We start from the raw sequence: 17,694 nt of genomic DNA on the forward strand, positions 1-17,694 counted from the left end.
TTATATAAGCATCAGCCCCTCCTGCAGTTGGCGGGGCTTTTACACATTAGGAAAACGAGTGAACAATATTTTGAAGGAGCGTTTACACCACTCCTTCCCTTTTCTTCTCTGTTGAAGTGGCAGGGAACACCAGCCTAACCTCCGTACCTTTCCCTAGCTTACTTGAATAAGTAACCTTTCCATTCATGGTTTCCACAATCCTTAATGAAACCGTTGTACCAAGTCCAGTTCCTTTGTCTTTTGTGCTATAGAATAATGTACCTATCCTTGATAACTGCTCCTTTGACATCCCTTTTCCTGTATCTTTAATAAGAACAATTGTCTCAGTGCTACTCGAAAAAAGCTTAACAAAAACTCTGCCATCTTGCGGAGTTGCTTCTATCGCATTTTTTATTATATTTACTAGTACCTGTTTAAATTGATTTTTGTCCGTGTCCATTTCTATATTTTTTTCTAGATAACTATCGAGGGTCACCCCGTTTTTTAAGGCAAGGGGGTTTAATAGCATTTGAACATCATTAATTAATTCTGAAAGATTCACATTTTCCATCTTTTTGAATTCCGGCTTGGCAAAATTTAAATAGTCATTAATAATTGACTCGGCCCGTCCCAGCTCACTTAAAACAAGTGGAATGTACGGATACTTTTTTTCATCTTCATCTTTTTCCTTTTGCATGAGTTGTAGGAAACCTTTAACAACTGTTAGAGGATTTCTTACTTCATGTGCAATGGATGCTGCTAATTCCCCGAGTGTATTTAATTTTTCTGCACGCATAATTTCCCGTCTCATCAGATCCCGTTCTAAGACTGCTTCGTGTAGCATGGCAGCAAACCCTACTCCGATTACCTGAATTAATCCAAAAGAAAGAATATAAAGCGTAAGGCCACTTTCCATCGAAAAATCGGCTTGTACAAAAATAAAAGTTATAAGAATACCGAGCATCACAATATCCGGCCACAGTCCCAATAATACCGAAAGTTTAATTCTTTTTTTCTTTGTTTGCAGTGTGTTGAACTTTTTGCTTAATAGAAATGGCAAAAGTGCAGCTAGAGTGGCACTAAAATAACCAAAAATTAACGCGTCTCCCCCTAAATACGTTCTTGTCCCTAAAATAGCTGCTAGTACAATCAGACCCGCCTTTGGTCCACCATATAAAATGGCCAATACAAGAGGAATATACCTTAAGTCCCAATATAAACCATAGTCATAGAATGCAAATAATAAACATAAACTTGCTGATACCCCTTGAAGAAGTCCGATGAAATAAGGAGATTTTCCAAACCTCTTATTATCAGAAACAACATAATAAATTAATACAGGAGCCAAAATGATTAGTACATGCAAAAGTAATTTTTCAGCCAGCATGATAGATCCCCATTCTTAACAAGCATTGATTTATTCATTAGAATTAATTTCGACAAGATTTGGTAAAATACCTTGTAGTTTGAGCGAGTTTTATAAATTTCATAATGTTTTTCACAAATTACCGCCAAAAACCCTTCTTTTTTTGAAAATATCCTTCATTAGCGCCCAAACAAATAGTAAAATAATCCTATAACTTTTAAAAGGTGTGATTGTGATGCATTGTATAAATTGTGGGGTTCCGACTCCTTTAGAGGAAGGTGGGATATTTACCGTAAAGTCTAAAACAGGACTCGTAGGACATCGTTATGCTTCCTTACTAGAACTTGAGAGGTTTGTGTTCAGCCTCCAAAATAAAGAAAACAACAATGATATAGAAGTGAAGACCTCAAATATGAATGGTTATTATACTCTTTCTAACTTTTCACTCATGCTACAAAACCACGAGTTAGTAAATCTAATTGCAAAGGGCTCTTTTACTACTCATTTTCAACCAATTATTGATTTACAGAATGACTATCGTCTTTTTGCCTATGAGTGTTTACTAAGACCACAGTCTGCCAATAATTCAGTTTCCCCTTATGAATTATTTGAATTTGCTAGAAAAACAAACTTACACAATTATCTAGACCAAAAAGCAAGAGAAGTATCCATTATATCTAGCAGCAAGGGAAAGATTCCGGAAGATGTTAAGATTTTCATTAATTTTCTGCCTTCCTCAATATATAACCCCGAATTCTGTTTGCAGCATACCTTCCATATTGTAGATAAATATAACATTGCGGCTAATCAGCTCGTGTTTGAAGTAGTAGAATCAGAGAAAATCACAGATATTAATCACCTTGAATCAATATTTAAGACATATAAAAAGTCCGGCATGCAGGTGGCTCTAGATGATGTCGGAGCTGGTTATTCCACTTTAGAGGTGTTAGATAAGCTGCGGCCAGACTTTGTTAAAATAGACCGCTCCTATGTCTCTCACTGTGATACTCTCTTGGAAAATCAGATTTTCTTGCAAAATGTATTAGAAATTTCTGAGAAACTTGGTATTAAAGTGTTGGCAGAAGGAATTGAAAGAGTAGAAGAATTAGAGTACTGCCGAAAAATCGGAATCCGTTATGCGCAAGGCTATTATATTGGAAAGCCAAGCCCTAGCCCGACCGAACCGAGTTTTGCTATTTAATTCGCAATCACCTAAACTCTCTCAAAAGGCACAAATGTAGCCTTTTGGGAGAGTTCTATACCTTTGTATGAAGAATTCAAATTTTAAAGTTTTCTGCTCTTCAACAGAAAAAGGCTGTGGGCTCTCTTAGAATGGAGATTCGCAGGCTTTTTTTTCGTCCTTTTTAAAAGTTTTTATTGGGAACCACTCCCTTAGCAGTCTTCGTCACGGCAGTTTTCAGCCCACTTTGCTTTTCATGTACCTGTTCCACTTCTTAACCAAATCTGGATATATCCGCGTTAGCTATCCTACAAAGAATTTCACCAGAAGCAGGTGAACCTACAAAAATCGTCATCCCCTATTTATCTTTGAGGTGGAGCAAGACATCCGCAACGTTGAAAAACTTTCTTACCCTTCAAAAAAAGCCACGGACACCTTATCTGGCGCACCGTGGCTTCTTTCTATATTAACCAACCTCTTTTTTCAACTGACTAGTAAATAAGTCGTGATAGAATCCTTTTTGTGAAAGCAATTCATCATGGGAGCCTTTTTCTATAATTTCTCCCTCATTTAAAACTAATATTTGATCCGCTTTTTGAATTGTATTTAAGCGATGCGCGATAACAAAGCTTGTTCTGCCTTCCATTAGACGCTCCAATGCCTCCTGGATTTTCATCTCGGTAATGGTGTCAATGCTGCTTGTCGCTTCATCAAGTACGAGTATTGTAGGATCTGCAAGGACCGCTCTTGCTATCGAGAGCAGTTGCTTTTGCCCTTGACTAATTCCACTACCATCTTGCTTCAGTCGGAAATCATAAGCTCCAGGTAACTTTTTAATAAATGAATGCGCATTTGCCAGATTAGCTGCCTTTTCCGCTTCTTCATCTGTTGCATCTAATCTTCCATAACGTATATTTTCTCGTATTGTCCCTTCAAAAAGGAAAGAGTCCTGCAAGACAAAGGCCATATGCTTTCTCAGGCTTGTTCGTTTAATTTGTGTGATGGGATGACCGTCCAATAAAATACTGCCGCTGTCTAAATCATAAAAACGGGAAATCAAATTAATGACGGTCGTTTTCCCTGCGCCAGTTGGTCCGACAAAGGCCACCGTCTCCCCTACAGATGCATGAAAGCTAATATTCTTAATGGTCGAATCATCGTCGTCATAGGCGAAACTAGCATCTCGAAACTCGACTTCCCCTCTCACCGTTTCGAGTTCTATTGCGTCTTTTTCATCATGCTCCTCTTCCTCTTCATCCAACACATCAAATACTCGCTCTGCTCCGGCAACGGCTGAGAGCAGGGTATTGAATTGGTTGGCAAGGTCATTTAGAGGACGTGTGAATTGTCTGGAATACTCTGCAAAAATAACGATTACTCCAATGGTGATTCCCATTCCATTCAGTGCCATGATTCCTCCGACACCTGCAATAATGGCAAAGCTTAAATTATTGAGCATGTTCATCAGCTTGGGGATAAATCCCGAATAGGTTTGAGCCCAATAGGCACTTTTCTTGAGTCGCTGGCTTTTTTCCATAAACTCATTCATTACTTTGTCTTCTTGCGAAAAGGTTTTAACGATTCTCTGACCAGAGATTGTTTCTTCGATATACCCATTCAACTCACCAAGATTACGCTGCGTTTGTTTGAATAGGGGACCGGTACGGTTGGTAATCCATTTTAGTCCAAAGAACATAACAGGGACGATGATTAAGGTGATACCTGTCAGAATAGGACTTAAATAGAGCATAACCGACACTGTTCCGACTAAGGTAAGAACACTCGAAAACACCTGAATAACAGAACTGTTTAAAGTGGAACTTACATTTTCCATATCATTGGTTACTCGGCTCATCAGCTCTCCATGCTGTCTTTTATCAAAATAAGGAATCGGTAGCTTGTGTAAATGCTGGAAAAGCTGGGTTCGCATTTTATAAACAGTATTCTGTGCAATGCCCACCATCCAGTAGTTTTGCAGCCAAGTTGATAAGGAGTAAAAAATATAAATGAATACTAAGCCAATCAAGACATTTATTAGACCTGCGCTATCTCGTTCTACTATATAATTGTCAATAGCCATTCCCACTATAAAAGGACCCAACAGACCTAAGGCAGAGCTTGCTAATACCATAAGCAATACTAATGATAACAGTCCTTTTCGCTCACCCAAATACATCCAGACTCGCTTAATTGTCGCCTTCCAGTTTTTCGGTTTCGGCTTCTTTGCGGCTTTATTTGCCACAGCGGCGCTATTATTTGGCTTCGACATGCTCCGCCACCTCCACTCCAAACTGTGATTGATAAATCTTTTGATACAAAGTTGAATTTTCTAGTAAATACTCATGACTTCCTTCTTCTAACATTTCTCCATCCTCAAGCAGCATAATTTTATCTGCTTCCATTGCTGTGCTTACCTTTTGGGTAATGATAAAGGTGGTGCACTGGTATGTTTTCAGCGCCTTCAATAACTTTGCTTCTGTCGTTAAATCGAGCGCACTAGTACTATCATCTAGCATTAAGATTCTAGGTTTTCTTATTAACGCTCTTGCTATGGAGAGGCGCTGTTTCTGACCGCCGGATAGATTAACCCCTTTTTGGCCAAGAACCGTGTCGTATTTATTAGGCAAGCGATTAATCGTATCATGAATTTGAGCATCCTTGGAAGCTTGAATTATTTCTTCTAAAGTGGCATCCTCTTTACCCCATCCAAGATTATCTTTGACAGACCCGGAAAACAATAACGCCTCTTGTGGCACATAGCCAATTTGTCGTCGAAGAGCTTTCACTGGCAAATCGGTGATATCCTTTTGGTCAATAAAAATAGTCCCATCGTTCACATCATATAACCTCGGAATCAGTTGAAACAAGGAAGATTTCCCTGACCCAGTTGCACCCATAATAGCCACAGTTGCCCCTGCTTCTACCCGAAAGTTGATGTTTTGTAGTACTGGGGTTTCCGTGTTTGGATAGTGAAAGGAAACCGAATCAAAGTGAACTTCTCCATTCAGCGAGGTTTCTTTTAAATCAATACCCTCTTTATCTACAAGATCTATCTCTTCATCCAGAACATCTGCAATCCTGTGTGCAGAGGCTTTGGCACGCGCAAACGCCATGATGATAAAGGAGATGATCGTTAATGCTCCGGTAATCCTCGTCGCGTAGTTAACAATAGCCACCACTTCTCCGACTTGCACGCTGCCCGTATTCACACCTGCACTTCCGAACCAAAGAACAGCTAAGATGCTGAGGTTCATGATTAATAAAAGAACTGGCATGGTAATTTCCATTAATCGTAGAGCGAAAATTGTTTGATCCTTTAATTCTTCGCTTGCATTGTCAAATCGTTTAATTTCATGATTTTTACGTAGAAAAGCTTTGATTAATCGAATTCCACCGAGATTCTCCCTCATAACATTGTTTACACCATCCAGTTTTTCCTGGACTGCTTTAAACATTGCTCCGCCTTTTTTCATTACAAAAACTAAAAAGACAAATAGCACCGGCACTCCTATTACCAAAAATAGTGCTAACTGAAAGTTCACAATAAGCGCCATTACCACTCCACCAATGATTAAGAGTGGCGCACGCAGCATAATTCGCAGACTCATAAACACCGTATTTTGAATTTGTGTGACATCATTTGTCATCCTTGTGATGAGTGAAGAAGTAGGAAACAGGCTAAAGTTAGCAAACGAAAAGGATTGGATTTTCCCAAATAACCCTTTCCGAATGTCATATCCGAAGCTTTGTGATACATGTGCTGCAAAGAAGGAATTAATTACTCCCGCCAGAAAAGCTACAAAGGAGAGCCCAACCATCACTCCTCCCCACTTCATGACCACATCAAGGTCCTCCTGCAAAATGCCATCATCAATAATCTTTGCCATAAGCAGCGGTTGTAAAAGCTCTACAACAAGTTCCGTAAGCATCAGTATCAACGCGATCCCTACTGCCAACTTATATGGCTTTAAAAAAGAAAAAACTTTCCCCATCTTCCTTGATCCCCCAAACTGTTTGCTATGTTTAATCTATGTTGATTCAATACCTTCCCCATTAACCAATACTTCGTTTAGCTAAACGAATATCTTGAAATCTTTATATTATTTCTATATCATACTCTTTTTGCTATGTTTTTTAAATAGTTTGAATTATTATTATTACTATTAGCTAATAAAAAACTATCAATAACTGCTGATAAGTGGAACCCATAACGAAGACATCAGAACTTGAAGAAGAAGCACGTTAGTCTTCCCCTTCCCCCTGTGTATTGGAGTGGCAGGTGATCGACTCCTGCGGGCGATAGCGGTAGACGGGAGACCCCGCAGGCGACGCCGAGGAGGCTCCCGCACCGCCCCGCGGAAAGTGATCACCTGAAACGGAAAGGAGCAGGAAGTTTAAACCGATCTCTACCTATAGTGTCATCTAAAAGTGGCACATTAGTCTTCCCCATCCACCCTGTGGAAAGGAACAGGGAGTATAAATGGAACGATTCTCTACCTATTTTTACAAAATGAACCTAAAAAGAGCAAGTAATAAGGAGGCAACCACTTATGTACAATCCCAAGCTAGCAAACTTAGTTAACGACTGGCTTCCAGAAGCTACGATCAATACCCTGCAACATGCATTGGAAACAGGCACCATCACATCCAAAGAACTTGTACTTATGTATCTTCACCGGATCAGCCAGCATGACCAAAAAGGGACTGCTATAAATTCTATTCTCGAAATCAATCCAGATGCTGTCTTTCTTGCAGAAGCATTGGATCACGAACGAAAGCAAAATGGCGCACGCGGACCACTTCATGGTATACCTGTTTTCATAAAAGATAATATTGACACTGCAGATAAGATGCATACAAGTGCAGGGTCCATCGCGCTTGCAGAACATTTTCCCAAAGAAGATTCCACTGTCGCTAAGAGTTTAAAAGAGGCTGGCGCTATCATTCTAGGTAAAACCAATATGACGGAATGGGCCAACTTTATGACTGAAAAAATGCCAAGCGGCTATAGCTCCCGCGGAGGACAAGTTCTTAATCCATATGGACCGGGAGTATTTGATGTGGGAGGTTCAAGCAGCGGATCAGGTGCATCCATTGCGGCGAATTTTGCAGCAGCAGCCATTGGAACAGAAACATCCGGTTCTATTTTAAGTCCGGCAAGCTCTAATTCTCTTGTCGGAATCAAACCTACAGTTGGGTTGATTAGCAGAAAGGGAATTATCTCAATTACTTATAGCCAGGATACTGCCGGACCGATGACACGTACAGTAGCAGACGCCGCCATCCTTTTAAGTGTCTTAACGCAAACGGACAAGCAGGACCCTGCCACCTTATCCAACCCAGAACCAGGGATGTCCTATTCTGACTTTTTACTAAAAGAAGGATTACAGGGGATGCGCATCGGAATTGCTCGTGACCCTTATTTCACTTACCTTTCTGAGGAGGAGGGGCAGGTGATGGAAAGGGCCATTGCCGACCTCCAAAAACAGGGAGCCATTATCGTTGAGGACGTAAACATCCCTTTCGCTAAGGATGAATGGGATTATCATACGCTTTTTTATGAATTCAAAAGCAGCTTAAACGCATATTTGAGCACTACCGCTTCTCATATTCCTATTAAGAGCTTAAAAGATTTAATTAATTTTAATGATAAAGCTCCTGATAAGATGCTTAAATACGATCAGACCATTTTAAAAGAATGCGAGAAGCTAAGCGGGGCCTTAACGGAAGAAACATATCTTGTCAGCCGCGAGAAGGACCTTTATCGCACACAGACAGGCGGAATCGACGCGGTGATGGCTGAGCTTCAGTTAGACGCAATTTTAACCCCCAACAACTTTGGGGCAAGTTTACCTGCAAAAGCAGGATACCCTTCCATTACGGTCCCAGGCGGCTACACAACCGATGGAAAGCCTGTTGGCGTAACCTTTACCGCTAAAGCTTTTGAAGAAAGCAAGCTGATTCAGATCGGGTATGCCTATGAGCAGGCAACTTTGCATCGAAAAGCACCTGATCTTCATTACAAGGAGGAGGAACAAGGATGACTACTTTTCAAAACTATTTACAAGAGCAGCGGAATAAGCATTTGGAGGAGCTTCTTGGCTTGCTTGCCATTCCGAGCATCAGCGCACTCCCCGACCATAAAGAGGACACTGTTCAGGCTGCAGAATGGTTTGCGGCATCGTTACGAAAGTTAGGGATGGATAATGTCCAGCTCTACCCTACAAAAGGATATCCAGTTGTTTATGGGGAATGGCTGAAAGCGGAAGGAAAACCGACCGTGTTGATTTATGGGCATTATGATGTGCAGCCAGTCGACCCTCTCCATCTGTGGGAGACCCCGCCGTTTGAGCCTACAATAAGAGAAGAGAGCATCTATGCGCGTGGGGCGAGTGATGACAAAGGTCAAACCTTTATGCACCTAAAGGCGTTAGAGGCCATCCTCCAAACAACCGGCACCCTGCCATTTAACTTCAAGTTTTGCATTGAAGGGGAAGAGGAAGTGGGTAGCCCTAATCTGCCGGCTTTTATTGAAGAGTATAAGGATATGCTTGCTGCCGATGTTATTGTTATATCGGATACAGCGATGATGGAAGAAGATAAACCGACAATTTGCTATGGACTAAGAGGAATGTGCGGCTTTCAGTTGGATGTGAAAGGACCGCGACGTGATCTTCATTCTGGTTTATATGGAGGGGCGGTCCAAAACCCGATTCATGCGGTAGTGGAACTTTTGCAATCTTTTCATAATCAAGATGGAGAGATTACAGTCGATGGGTTCTATGACAAGGTAGTCTCTTTGACTGAAGATGAGAAAGCTGCCTTCGAAGCATTAGATGTTACAGAGGAATCACTAAAAGAAGAGGTCGGTGTTACAGAGCTTCATGGAGAAAAGGGCTACAGCTGGCTTGAAAGAACCTGGGTCCGCCCAACCTTAGAAATCAATGGAATATACGGTGGCTTTCAGGGGGAAGGAATCAAAACGGTACTACCATCTGAAGCACATGCGAAAATAACCTGCCGACTTGTTCCAGATCAGGATCCTGATGAGATTCTTGAGCTGTTGCAAAAGCATGTCAAAGATCATACCCCGCCTGGTGTGGAAATTACAGTATCACTTTTTGACAAAGGGGCGCCGTTTGTTACCCCATTCGATCACCCGGCCATTCAGGCGGCAAGCCGTGCATTTGAAAAAGTATATAAAGTGCCAACCTCTTATACTAGAGGCGGAGGGTCCCTACCAATTGTCTCCAACCTGGATGCAATTTTGAAAGCACCAATCGTGTTGATGGGGTTTGGTTTGCCATCAGATAACGTGCACTCACCTAATGAAAATTTTAAATTAAAAAATTTTGACAAAGGGTTATTGACACTCTGCCATTATTGGGAGGAGCTTGCAGAAACACTTTAATGTAGAAGCGTTCCTTCGTAAGAAAGAGGTTGGGCCAAAAGTGTTTTAGACTAAGGAAAACCCGAACTATGTTTTTAAATTCTAGGATTCAAAAGGAAAGTTCGGGTTTTTTATTGGTTTTTTTCAAGTGTACACTTAGCATTAAAATACGTTCCAGCGGTTGATTGGAGTGACAGACGAAGACTCCTGCGGGAAGAGTAGCTTATGTGAGACCCCGCAGGCAAAGCCGAGGAGGCTCACGGGCTACCCGCGGAAAGCGAGTCTGGCACGGAAATCAATCGCGTAATTTAAAGACACTACAAAAATTGTTCGTCTTTTTAGGTGTTTTGTTTAGTTTGGCCCAAGCCTCTTTCAATTNGTCTGGCACGGAAATCAATCGCGTAATTTAAAGACACTACAAAAATTGTTCGTCTTTTTAGGTGTTTTGTTTAGTTTGGCCCAAGCCTCTTTCAATTTGTTCTCAGCTATTGCAACTTTCTTTTATTTTAGCATTCCTCTTGCATCCACTTTCCAGCTTCCAATCACCTTATTCCCTTTGCATACCGTATAATGTTCAAACTGGTTCGCAACCGTGCAGGCATGGTTCGGGATAATTCGTACTTTGTCATTCAAGTGCAAGGAGGGCTTTTCCTGGAACACTACTACTCCATGCTCTTCGGAAAGTCGCTCTATTGTTAGCTCGGGGTATCCAGTAATATAGCCGTATCCTTTGACGGAGTCTACCCCATGCGCCCCTTTATCAAGGCACAATGTTTTGCTTCCTGTATCAAGGACAATCCGATTCTCATAAACTCCTACAACCGAGGCTAGAACAGACAATGCGCAATCACGATGCTCCGCCACACCCAACCCTACTTGGATATGGTCAAAAAACACCGCATTGCCAGGTCGCACCTCTGTAATTCCATCCACCCTGCCGGAGGTCATAAAAGTCGGGGTCGAGCCAACGCTTCTCGTAGGAATTGGAATTCCCGCTTTTTCACATTCGTTCGCACTATCCACGACAGCCTGAGCCTCTGCCAAGGCTATCTCTTCTATTTTTTCCTTAGTTTGTGCACCGTACGCATGGCCAGCATGAGTGAATATCCCTCCCACACGGAGTCTTGAGAGGAATAGGATGGCTTGCGCAAGCTTTAAAACCGGCTTGCCGGGCTCCACTCCACATCTGTTCAGTCCACTATTCACTTTTATCCACACCTCTAAACTATGTGGAGTCTTTTCTAATTCCCTTTGAAGAAGCTTTAATTGTTCCACACTGTCCACTGCAACCTTAACTTCGATTCCCCTATTAAGTAAGCCGATGACCCTTTTTAGCTTTTGAGGACTTGCTAACGGAAAAGCAATTAAAATATCCTTGCAGCCTGTGCTTGCCATTACTTCAGCCTCTTCTACCTTCGCTGTTGTTAAACCGACCGCACCGCTCTTGAGCTGCAACTGAGCAATTTTAATCGATTTATGTGTTTTAATATGCGGTCGGAGTTTCAAGTTGTTCTTTTTTACAAAATTACTCATCCGATCGATGTTAGTCTGCAGCTTTTCAAGGTCTAAGAGTAAGGATGGTGTGTCTAAATGATCTATGCACGAATATCTGTCTTCCATAAATAGAGGATTCTCCTTTCAAACTACTAGTTTTGTTTACTATAACATGTACCCTGTCGCTGCGAATACCAGATGTAAAGAGTATGTGGCCAAGCTTTCTATCCTTTTTCATGCTTGAGGTAAAAAGGACAAAGCCAGACGCATACAGTGTAGGAGATATGGAGTAAGGGGTGAAGATGGTGGCTGCTAGTAATGGGAAAGAATATATTGATCGCATTAATCGTCTTAAAACAAAGGTTTGGATAAATGGCACACAGGTTAAAGGTAACATCTCGGAACATCCCGCATTTTCTGGTGTAATGAAAAGTCAGGCAGCATTATACGAGATGCAGTATGATCCAAAGTTAAAAGAGTTGATGACCTATAAATCAGAAACAACCGGAGAACGAATAGGAACTTCTTTTCTAAGACCTACTAGTATAGAAGACTTGGAAAAGCGGAGGAAAATGATTCAAACGTGGGCAAAAGCTACAGCAGGAATGATGGGGCGTTCACCAGACTATAAAAACACTACTCTCATGGCGTTGGCGGCAGCTGCTGATATTTTGGAAGAGCAGGGGCCTCAATATCCAGAAAACCTCCGAACTTTTTATAGATATGCGAAAGAAGAAGACCTTTCTTTTACCCATACCTTTATCGCACCGCAAGTGAACCGTTCCTCGTTGCATTACGAATCAGATGACGATATTGTCGCTGCTAGGATTGTAGATAAAACTTCTGAGGGGCTGGTTATCAAAGGAGCGCGGCTGCTGGCCACTCAAGGTGGAATAACGGATGAAATCATTGTCTCCTCTTCCGGCTTAAAGATGTTTGAAGAGCCTTTTGCATATGCATTCAGTATTCCAAGCAATACAGAAGGCCTGAAGTTTATCTGCCGGGAATCATTTGCATATGATGCTTCTAACTTTAATCACCCTCTTGGTTCCCGCTTTGAGGAAATGGACTCGGTGGTTGTGTTTGATAACGTGATCGTTCCATGGGAAAGGGTTTTTGTTGTAGAAAATATTGAAGCGGCGAATAACCTTTACTCTAAAAGCAGTTACAAGCCGCTTGTTCAGCACCAAATAGTTTCCAGACAAGTTGTCAAAGCTGAATTTGTGCTAGCTGTTGCGCAGCTTATCGTAAATACGATTGCAATCGGGGAATATCCTCATGTTAAAGAGAAAATATGTGAAATTATTATTGCTGTGGAGAATCATAAAGCACTTTTAATGGCCTCTGAAATGGGAGCAAAGCTGGACAAATGGGGTACAATGGCGCCTGATGTAAATCCCTTATCAGTTGCCGTTCTACAGTTCCCAAAACTATATCCAAGATTTACGGAGATCTTACAGCTACTAGGTGCAAGCGGGTTAGTTACTATTCCAACCGAAGCTGACTTGCACTCCCCTATTAAAGGAGACCTCCATCAATACCTTCAGGCCGCAAACGAAAATGCCGAATCTCGCATTAAACTATTCCGACTCGCCTGGGACATCAGCATGAGTGCCTTCGGTTCCAGACAAACCCTCTACGAACGCTTCTTCTTCGGCGATCCCAACCGCCTCACCCAAGCACTCTACCACGAATACAACCGCCACACCCTCACAGAAGAAGTGAAGAAACAGTTTGGGATATAGTGGAAAAAGGGGCCAGACCCCTTTTTCCAACTATATACATACTTTTCAGAATATTTTATAATGAAGTAGGTTAGTATATGGGATTTTCTCAAGATTTCAGGGGGTTATGGGATGGCTAGAGTGAATGTTTCTTTGAAGAAGAAGAGAAATTGGGGCAGGAAGTTTTTGCTTGGTGTAGGACTTATACTGTCTATTGTGTTTTCACTTTGCTTGGTTTTCACTTTTTCACCTACCAGCAGGATAGAAGCAAAGCCATTTTTTAAGAATAGCCGGCCTTTAGTCATTGCACATCAAGGAGGAGAGCTTTTAGCTCCATCTAATACAATGATAGCCTTTAAGCAAGCCGCTGACATGGGTGTGGATGTGATAGAAACAGATATACATATAACGAAGGATGGCCATCTAGTGGCGATCCATGATGCTACAGTAGATCGGACTACCAACGGAAGCGGTGCAGTTGCCGATCTTACATTGACAGAAATACAGGCCTTAGATGCCGGGTACCACTTTCAAGATTTAAATGGAAATTTAAGCTATCGAGGACAGGGAGCTTATATCCCCACTGTCGAAGAAATGTTTCAGGAATTCGGAGACATGCGCATTGAAATAGAAATCAAAGACAGCAATCCACCAGAACAATATGAGGAGATAGCAGAAAAGCTTTGGAAACTAACTGAAAAATACGGCATGGAAGACAAACTTCTTGTTGCCTCCTTTGATCAAGAGATCATCCAAATGTTTGATAACTATACAAACGGCAGAGTAGCTACCGCCGGAGGAAGACAAGAAATTACACAGTTTGTTATCTTTCAAAAAATCTTCATGAGGAATTTATATTCTCCTAAGGTTGATTCCTTTCAAGTACCGCTAGAACAAAGTGGAATAGATTTAACCAACCAACGTCTCATCAGGGACGCAAAGCGAACCGGGCTACAGGTGCACTACTGGACCATTGACGACAAAGAGACCATGCAATACCTAATCGAAAGAGGCGCAGACGGCATCATCACCAACCGACCAGACCTCATGCTCGAATTATTGGAGGAAATGGGGTACTAGAACTTAAGTTTGTTATCCATTATAATCCAATTGGGGTTAGGCCCTTTATTCCAGTTTAACCCATTTGGGGCCAGACCCCATTACATTTTCACCCAATTAGGTGTGTCCATCGGCTGTGTGGTATGATTAGTTGGGCACGGGTCACTAAATTTCTAGATGAATGGATGAATTTATAATGAATGGACAGAATAGAGCAGATATTTCTGCAGGGGTTGCTGTGAAGATTGTGTTAAAGCAAGATCAGCGCTCAGGAAAGCTAACTTCAGGTATTGTGAAGGATATTTTAACAAAATCCAGTTCTCATCCTCATGGTATTAAGGTCCGTCTGCAGGACGGGCAAGTTGGACGGGTGAAGGAAATAGAAAAGGCCTAAGCCGCTGTGAAGCTTTTCATAAACTTCACAGGGCTCAGGCCTTTTTTTTCTCACAGAAAATTTCAGTTATACTACAAGTTACTTCTTTATCCGCTATGAAGATAACCTCTGAGCTTCTTCCATTACGACACGCTTTTTCCGGTTTTTACCTTCCAATAAGGCAGCTATCATTGCGATAAGCATAAAGACACTCGAGATCTGGAATAGCGTTCCCGTTTCCACGAACTGTGCCAGAACACCAAATACAATCCCGCTTAATCCAATTCCAAGATCAATGGAAGAGAAGAACATCCCATTTGCAACACCGCGACGGTTATCCGGCGTAGTGGATAGTGTCCATGATTGCAGCGTTGGTATTAACGAACCAAACCCTACTCCAAACAAAATCCCTGCGATGGCAATCATTAGATTGGAATGAGCGAAGGAAAGCACCCACATCCCTGCAAAGGAAAGTACCATACATCCTATCACAAGTCCTCTTGGCCCTTTTTGATCAAACCACTTGCCTGCAAAAGGTCGAGAAACTGATGCCATAATCGCATTAAACAGATAGAAAAGGAAAATCTGATCAAGCCCTCTCTCCTCGCCAAAAATAACGATAAATGTCACAATAGCTCCGTAGCCAAAGGTGGCAATTACTGTGATTAAAGACGGATACCAGCTTGACTTTTCCACCAAAGAACCAATATAAGAGAACTTTAAATCCTCTTTTTTCGCATCCCTTACTACATCAGGCGTCCGGTAATTGACTATTGCAAGAAGGCCAAGCGCAATTACCCCCAAAATAGTAGACAAGTAGATCAAATTGTTAAAAGTCGTAACTTGATACATATAGATTCCTAGACTAGGTGCAATAATCATTCCAAGGGTGATGGAAAGTCCATAATACCCCATTCCTTCTCCAAGCCGAGATTTAGGAATCACATCCACCGCCGCTGTGCCATTGACCACCGTCGACCATCCCCACGCTAATCCATGCACAAAACGGAACAATAAGAAAATCACAACTATTTGTGATAGAGGATAGATAATTGTAATCAAAAGTAGCCCCACTGCCCCAACCAACACGAGGGGTTTTCTTGCTTTAAACTCCAACAGATAACCGATAAATGGCCTGCTAAGGATTGCACCAATCGAGAATAGTGCCGTCACCAGACCAATCTCAAGACCGGAAGCTCCAAGGGATTTTATATAAGGCGGTAATGTTGGTATTAACATTTGAAAAGACATAAATACAAACAGGTTCCCTACCATTAGCATGATAAAAGATTTTGACCATAATGGTTCCTTTGCTTTTTTAGGTATCATAGTAAGATACCACCTTCCTGGAATTAGACTAGTAAAAAGGCTCTGTTAAAGCTTACAGTTGTGCCTTCATCAACCATGGCGTGTTTAGCCGTGGCAAAATAAAAATGAACCTCCACAAGCGAAGATCCATTTTTATACTTATAGTATCTATTTTATTTCGTATCACAAAATATTAACACAATTTGGAGGAAAAAGAAACGGAAAACAAGACCTCACTGATTTGGTAGTTATCCCCTTATTTCATTACTTTCTTTAAAAAATTTATACTTTTTTCTGAATAAGGAGGGTAAATAAAGCTTAAATTCACTTTGGTACTCTTTTTCATTACACTTTTTTTATGGGAGAAAGTTTCAAAGCTATCTTGTCCATGATAGGCCCCTACTCCAGAAGTGCCGACTCCGCCAAACGGTAAATAAGGGTTTGTCAGATGTGTAACGGTGTCATTGATACAACCTCCACCATAGGAAATATTCTCAATCACAACATCCTCTACCTTATTGTTTTCAGTAAAAAGGTATAACGCCAAAGGTTTTGGCAAGCTATTTATTTTCTGAATGATATCCTGAAGCTCGTTGTAATCCAGAATTGGCAAAATAGGACCGAAAATCTCCTCCTGCATCACTTTATCCTCCCAGCTAACATCCTTCATTAGCGTGGGAGCCATATAACGCTCTTCACGATGATAAGTCCCACCGGCAACCACTTTGTCCATGTCTAATAATGAGACGAGGCGATCCATCTGCCGCTCATTTACCACTCTACCGTAGTCCTTGCTTTTTTGTGGATCCTCACCAAAAAATTCAGTTAACGTTTTTTCCATCAACCTCACGAGTTTCTCCTTTACACTATGATGCACAAGAACGTAATCTGGCGCTACACATGTTTGGCCCGCATTCATAAATTTACCCCAAACAATCCGCTTCGCAGCAACTTCTAGGTTTGCGTCCTTATCCACGATGCACGGACTTTTCCCACCTAGCTCCAACGTTACTGGAACTAGATTTTCCGCAGCAGCCTTCATCACGATTTTTCCTACCTCAACACTACCTGTAAAAAATATATAATTAAACGGAGCGTGAATAAGGGCAGAGGTTATTTCTTTGCCCCCTTCTACTACACTAATATACTGCTCTTCGAAGTTTTCTTCTATCATACGCTTCATCACCCGTGAAACATTTGGCGTAAATTCGGATGGCTTAAGAACTACGCAATTCCCCGCTGCTATTGCACCAATTAACGGCTCAAGCACTAATTGAACGGGATAGTTAAATGGGCCAACCACCAACACGGTTCCATAGGGCTGAGGGTAGATGAAACTTTTGGAGCCAATATGCACTAAAGGCGTTTTCACCTTTCGTGGCTTTGTCCACCTCTTGAGGTTTTTCGTAAAAAAACTGATGCTGTCGAGCACGTACCCGATCTCTGATGCATACGCCTCAAATGCCGATTTCCCTAGGTCCGCTGTTAATGCTTCATTTAATTCATTTTCATTAGCCTTAATGGCCTTTTTCAGTTTACCTAGCTGCTCCAAACGGTAGCTTACATCTTTCGTCACACCTGTTTCAAAAAACTGATTATGCTGATCTAATGTATGTAAAACCGAATCTTGAATGCTCATCCTAGCCGACTCCTCCTTTGGGTAGAAACATAATATACCCCGACACAATACTATCTTTAATTATAACTTCTTCCTTCTAAATACTAAAGCAACAGTGTATTAGAGTGAAGATAACCGTGGATTAATAACCCGAACCTAACTAAAAAGCGCCACTCTGTAAGGGCGCTTTTCTCTCTCAATTC

12 protein-coding genes are annotated in these 17,694 nt (G+C 41.6%); 6 read left to right on the plus strand and 6 right to left on the minus strand.

The window, feature by feature from the left end; all coding sequences use genetic code 11:
* Positions 1-82: 82 nt before the first annotated feature.
* The gene (locus K9B36_RS13155) at positions 83-1,366 is read right to left on the minus strand and encodes an ATP-binding protein (protein ID WP_223702651.1); all 1,284 of its coding nucleotides are present in this window, start codon (positions 1,364-1,366) and stop codon (positions 83-85) included.
* Positions 1,367-1,580: 214 nt separating this feature from the next.
* Between K9B36_RS13155 and K9B36_RS13160 the strand changes: the two genes are divergently transcribed.
* Positions 1,581-2,546: an EAL domain-containing protein gene (locus K9B36_RS13160; RefSeq protein WP_223702653.1), complete on the plus strand. Its 966-nt coding sequence runs from the start codon at positions 1,581-1,583 to the stop codon at positions 2,544-2,546.
* 445 nt (positions 2,547-2,991) lie between these two features.
* Here the strand turns inward: K9B36_RS13160 and K9B36_RS13165 are convergent, their stop codons facing one another.
* Positions 2,992-4,794: an ABC transporter ATP-binding protein gene (locus K9B36_RS13165; RefSeq protein ID WP_223702654.1), complete on the minus strand. Its 1,803-nt coding sequence runs from the start codon at positions 4,792-4,794 to the stop codon at positions 2,992-2,994.
* Positions 4,778-6,517: an ABC transporter ATP-binding protein gene (locus K9B36_RS13170; protein ID WP_223702655.1), complete on the minus strand. Its 1,740-nt coding sequence runs from the start codon at positions 6,515-6,517 to the stop codon at positions 4,778-4,780. Before K9B36_RS13170 ends, K9B36_RS13165 begins: the two co-directional genes overlap by 17 nt.
* A gap of 558 nt (positions 6,518-7,075) precedes the next feature.
* Between K9B36_RS13170 and K9B36_RS13175 the strand changes: the two genes are divergently transcribed.
* Together K9B36_RS13175 and K9B36_RS13180 are read left to right on the plus strand one after the other, a co-directional pair.
* The gene (locus K9B36_RS13175; RefSeq protein ID WP_223702656.1) at positions 7,076-8,569 is read left to right on the plus strand and encodes an amidase family protein; all 1,494 of its coding nucleotides are present in this window, start codon (positions 7,076-7,078) and stop codon (positions 8,567-8,569) included.
* Positions 8,566-9,936, plus strand: coding sequence for a dipeptidase (locus K9B36_RS13180; protein ID WP_223702657.1), 1,371 nt, complete (start codon positions 8,566-8,568; stop codon positions 9,934-9,936). The genes K9B36_RS13175 and K9B36_RS13180 overlap by 4 nt, the downstream gene beginning before the upstream one ends.
* 480 nt (positions 9,937-10,416) lie before the next feature.
* Here K9B36_RS13180 and K9B36_RS13185 read toward each other — a convergent pair whose 3' ends face one another.
* Positions 10,417-11,535: a D-TA family PLP-dependent enzyme gene (locus tag K9B36_RS13185; protein ID WP_223702658.1), complete on the minus strand. Its 1,119-nt coding sequence runs from the start codon at positions 11,533-11,535 to the stop codon at positions 10,417-10,419.
* Positions 11,536-11,714: 179 nt separating this feature from the next.
* Between K9B36_RS13185 and hpaB the strand changes: the two genes are divergently transcribed.
* The 3 genes from hpaB (at position 11,715) to K9B36_RS13200 (ending at position 14,586) form a co-directional block, all read left to right on the plus strand.
* Positions 11,715-13,154, plus strand: a complete 1,440-nt coding sequence (gene hpaB / locus K9B36_RS13190) for a 4-hydroxyphenylacetate 3-monooxygenase, oxygenase component (protein WP_223702659.1) — start codon at positions 11,715-11,717, stop codon at positions 13,152-13,154.
* Positions 13,155-13,265: 111 nt separating this feature from the next.
* Positions 13,266-14,213, plus strand: coding sequence for a glycerophosphodiester phosphodiesterase (locus K9B36_RS13195; RefSeq protein ID WP_223702661.1), 948 nt, complete (start codon positions 13,266-13,268; stop codon positions 14,211-14,213).
* Positions 14,214-14,388: 175 nt separating this feature from the next.
* A complete protein-coding gene (locus tag K9B36_RS13200) occupies positions 14,389-14,586 on the plus strand; it encodes a YwbE family protein (RefSeq protein ID WP_223702662.1) in 198 nt (65 codons plus the stop codon).
* Positions 14,587-14,679: 93 nt separating this feature from the next.
* On the opposite strand, the gene K9B36_RS13205 is transcribed toward K9B36_RS13200, so the two are convergent.
* Both K9B36_RS13205 and K9B36_RS13210 read right to left on the minus strand, forming a co-directional pair.
* Positions 14,680-15,894, minus strand: a complete 1,215-nt coding sequence (locus tag K9B36_RS13205; protein ID WP_223702663.1) for an MFS transporter — start codon at positions 15,892-15,894, stop codon at positions 14,680-14,682.
* A gap of 235 nt (positions 15,895-16,129) precedes the next feature.
* Positions 16,130-17,506: an aldehyde dehydrogenase gene (locus K9B36_RS13210; protein WP_223702667.1), complete on the minus strand. Its 1,377-nt coding sequence runs from the start codon at positions 17,504-17,506 to the stop codon at positions 16,130-16,132.
* Positions 17,507-17,694: the final 188 nt, after the last annotated feature.

Source organism: Sutcliffiella deserti (genome assembly GCF_020037475.1).
GTDB lineage: Bacteria > Bacillota > Bacilli > Bacillales > Bacillaceae_I > Sutcliffiella_A > Sutcliffiella_A deserti.

What these genes read in the sequence shown, in the direction of transcription:
- K9B36_RS13155 (WP_223702651.1), bottom strand. Translation starts at nt 1,366, where the DNA reads ATGCTGGCTGAAAAATTACTTTTGCATGTACTAATCATTTTGGCTCCT.
- K9B36_RS13160 (WP_223702653.1), top strand. Translation starts at nt 1,581, where the DNA reads ATGCATTGTATAAATTGTGGGGTTCCGACTCCTTTAGAGGAAGGTGGG.
- K9B36_RS13165 (WP_223702654.1), bottom strand. Translation starts at nt 4,794, where the DNA reads ATGTCGAAGCCAAATAATAGCGCCGCTGTGGCAAATAAAGCCGCAAAG.
- K9B36_RS13170 (WP_223702655.1), bottom strand. Translation starts at nt 6,517, where the DNA reads ATGGGGAAAGTTTTTTCTTTTTTAAAGCCATATAAGTTGGCAGTAGGG.
- K9B36_RS13175 (WP_223702656.1), top strand. Translation starts at nt 7,076, where the DNA reads ATGTACAATCCCAAGCTAGCAAACTTAGTTAACGACTGGCTTCCAGAA.
- K9B36_RS13180 (WP_223702657.1), top strand. Translation starts at nt 8,566, where the DNA reads ATGACTACTTTTCAAAACTATTTACAAGAGCAGCGGAATAAGCATTTG.
- K9B36_RS13185 (WP_223702658.1), bottom strand. Translation starts at nt 11,535, where the DNA reads ATGGAAGACAGATATTCGTGCATAGATCATTTAGACACACCATCCTTA.
- K9B36_RS13195 (WP_223702661.1), top strand. Translation starts at nt 13,266, where the DNA reads ATGGCTAGAGTGAATGTTTCTTTGAAGAAGAAGAGAAATTGGGGCAGG.
- K9B36_RS13200 (WP_223702662.1), top strand. Translation starts at nt 14,389, where the DNA reads ATGAATGGACAGAATAGAGCAGATATTTCTGCAGGGGTTGCTGTGAAG.
- K9B36_RS13205 (WP_223702663.1), bottom strand. Translation starts at nt 15,894, where the DNA reads ATGATACCTAAAAAAGCAAAGGAACCATTATGGTCAAAATCTTTTATC.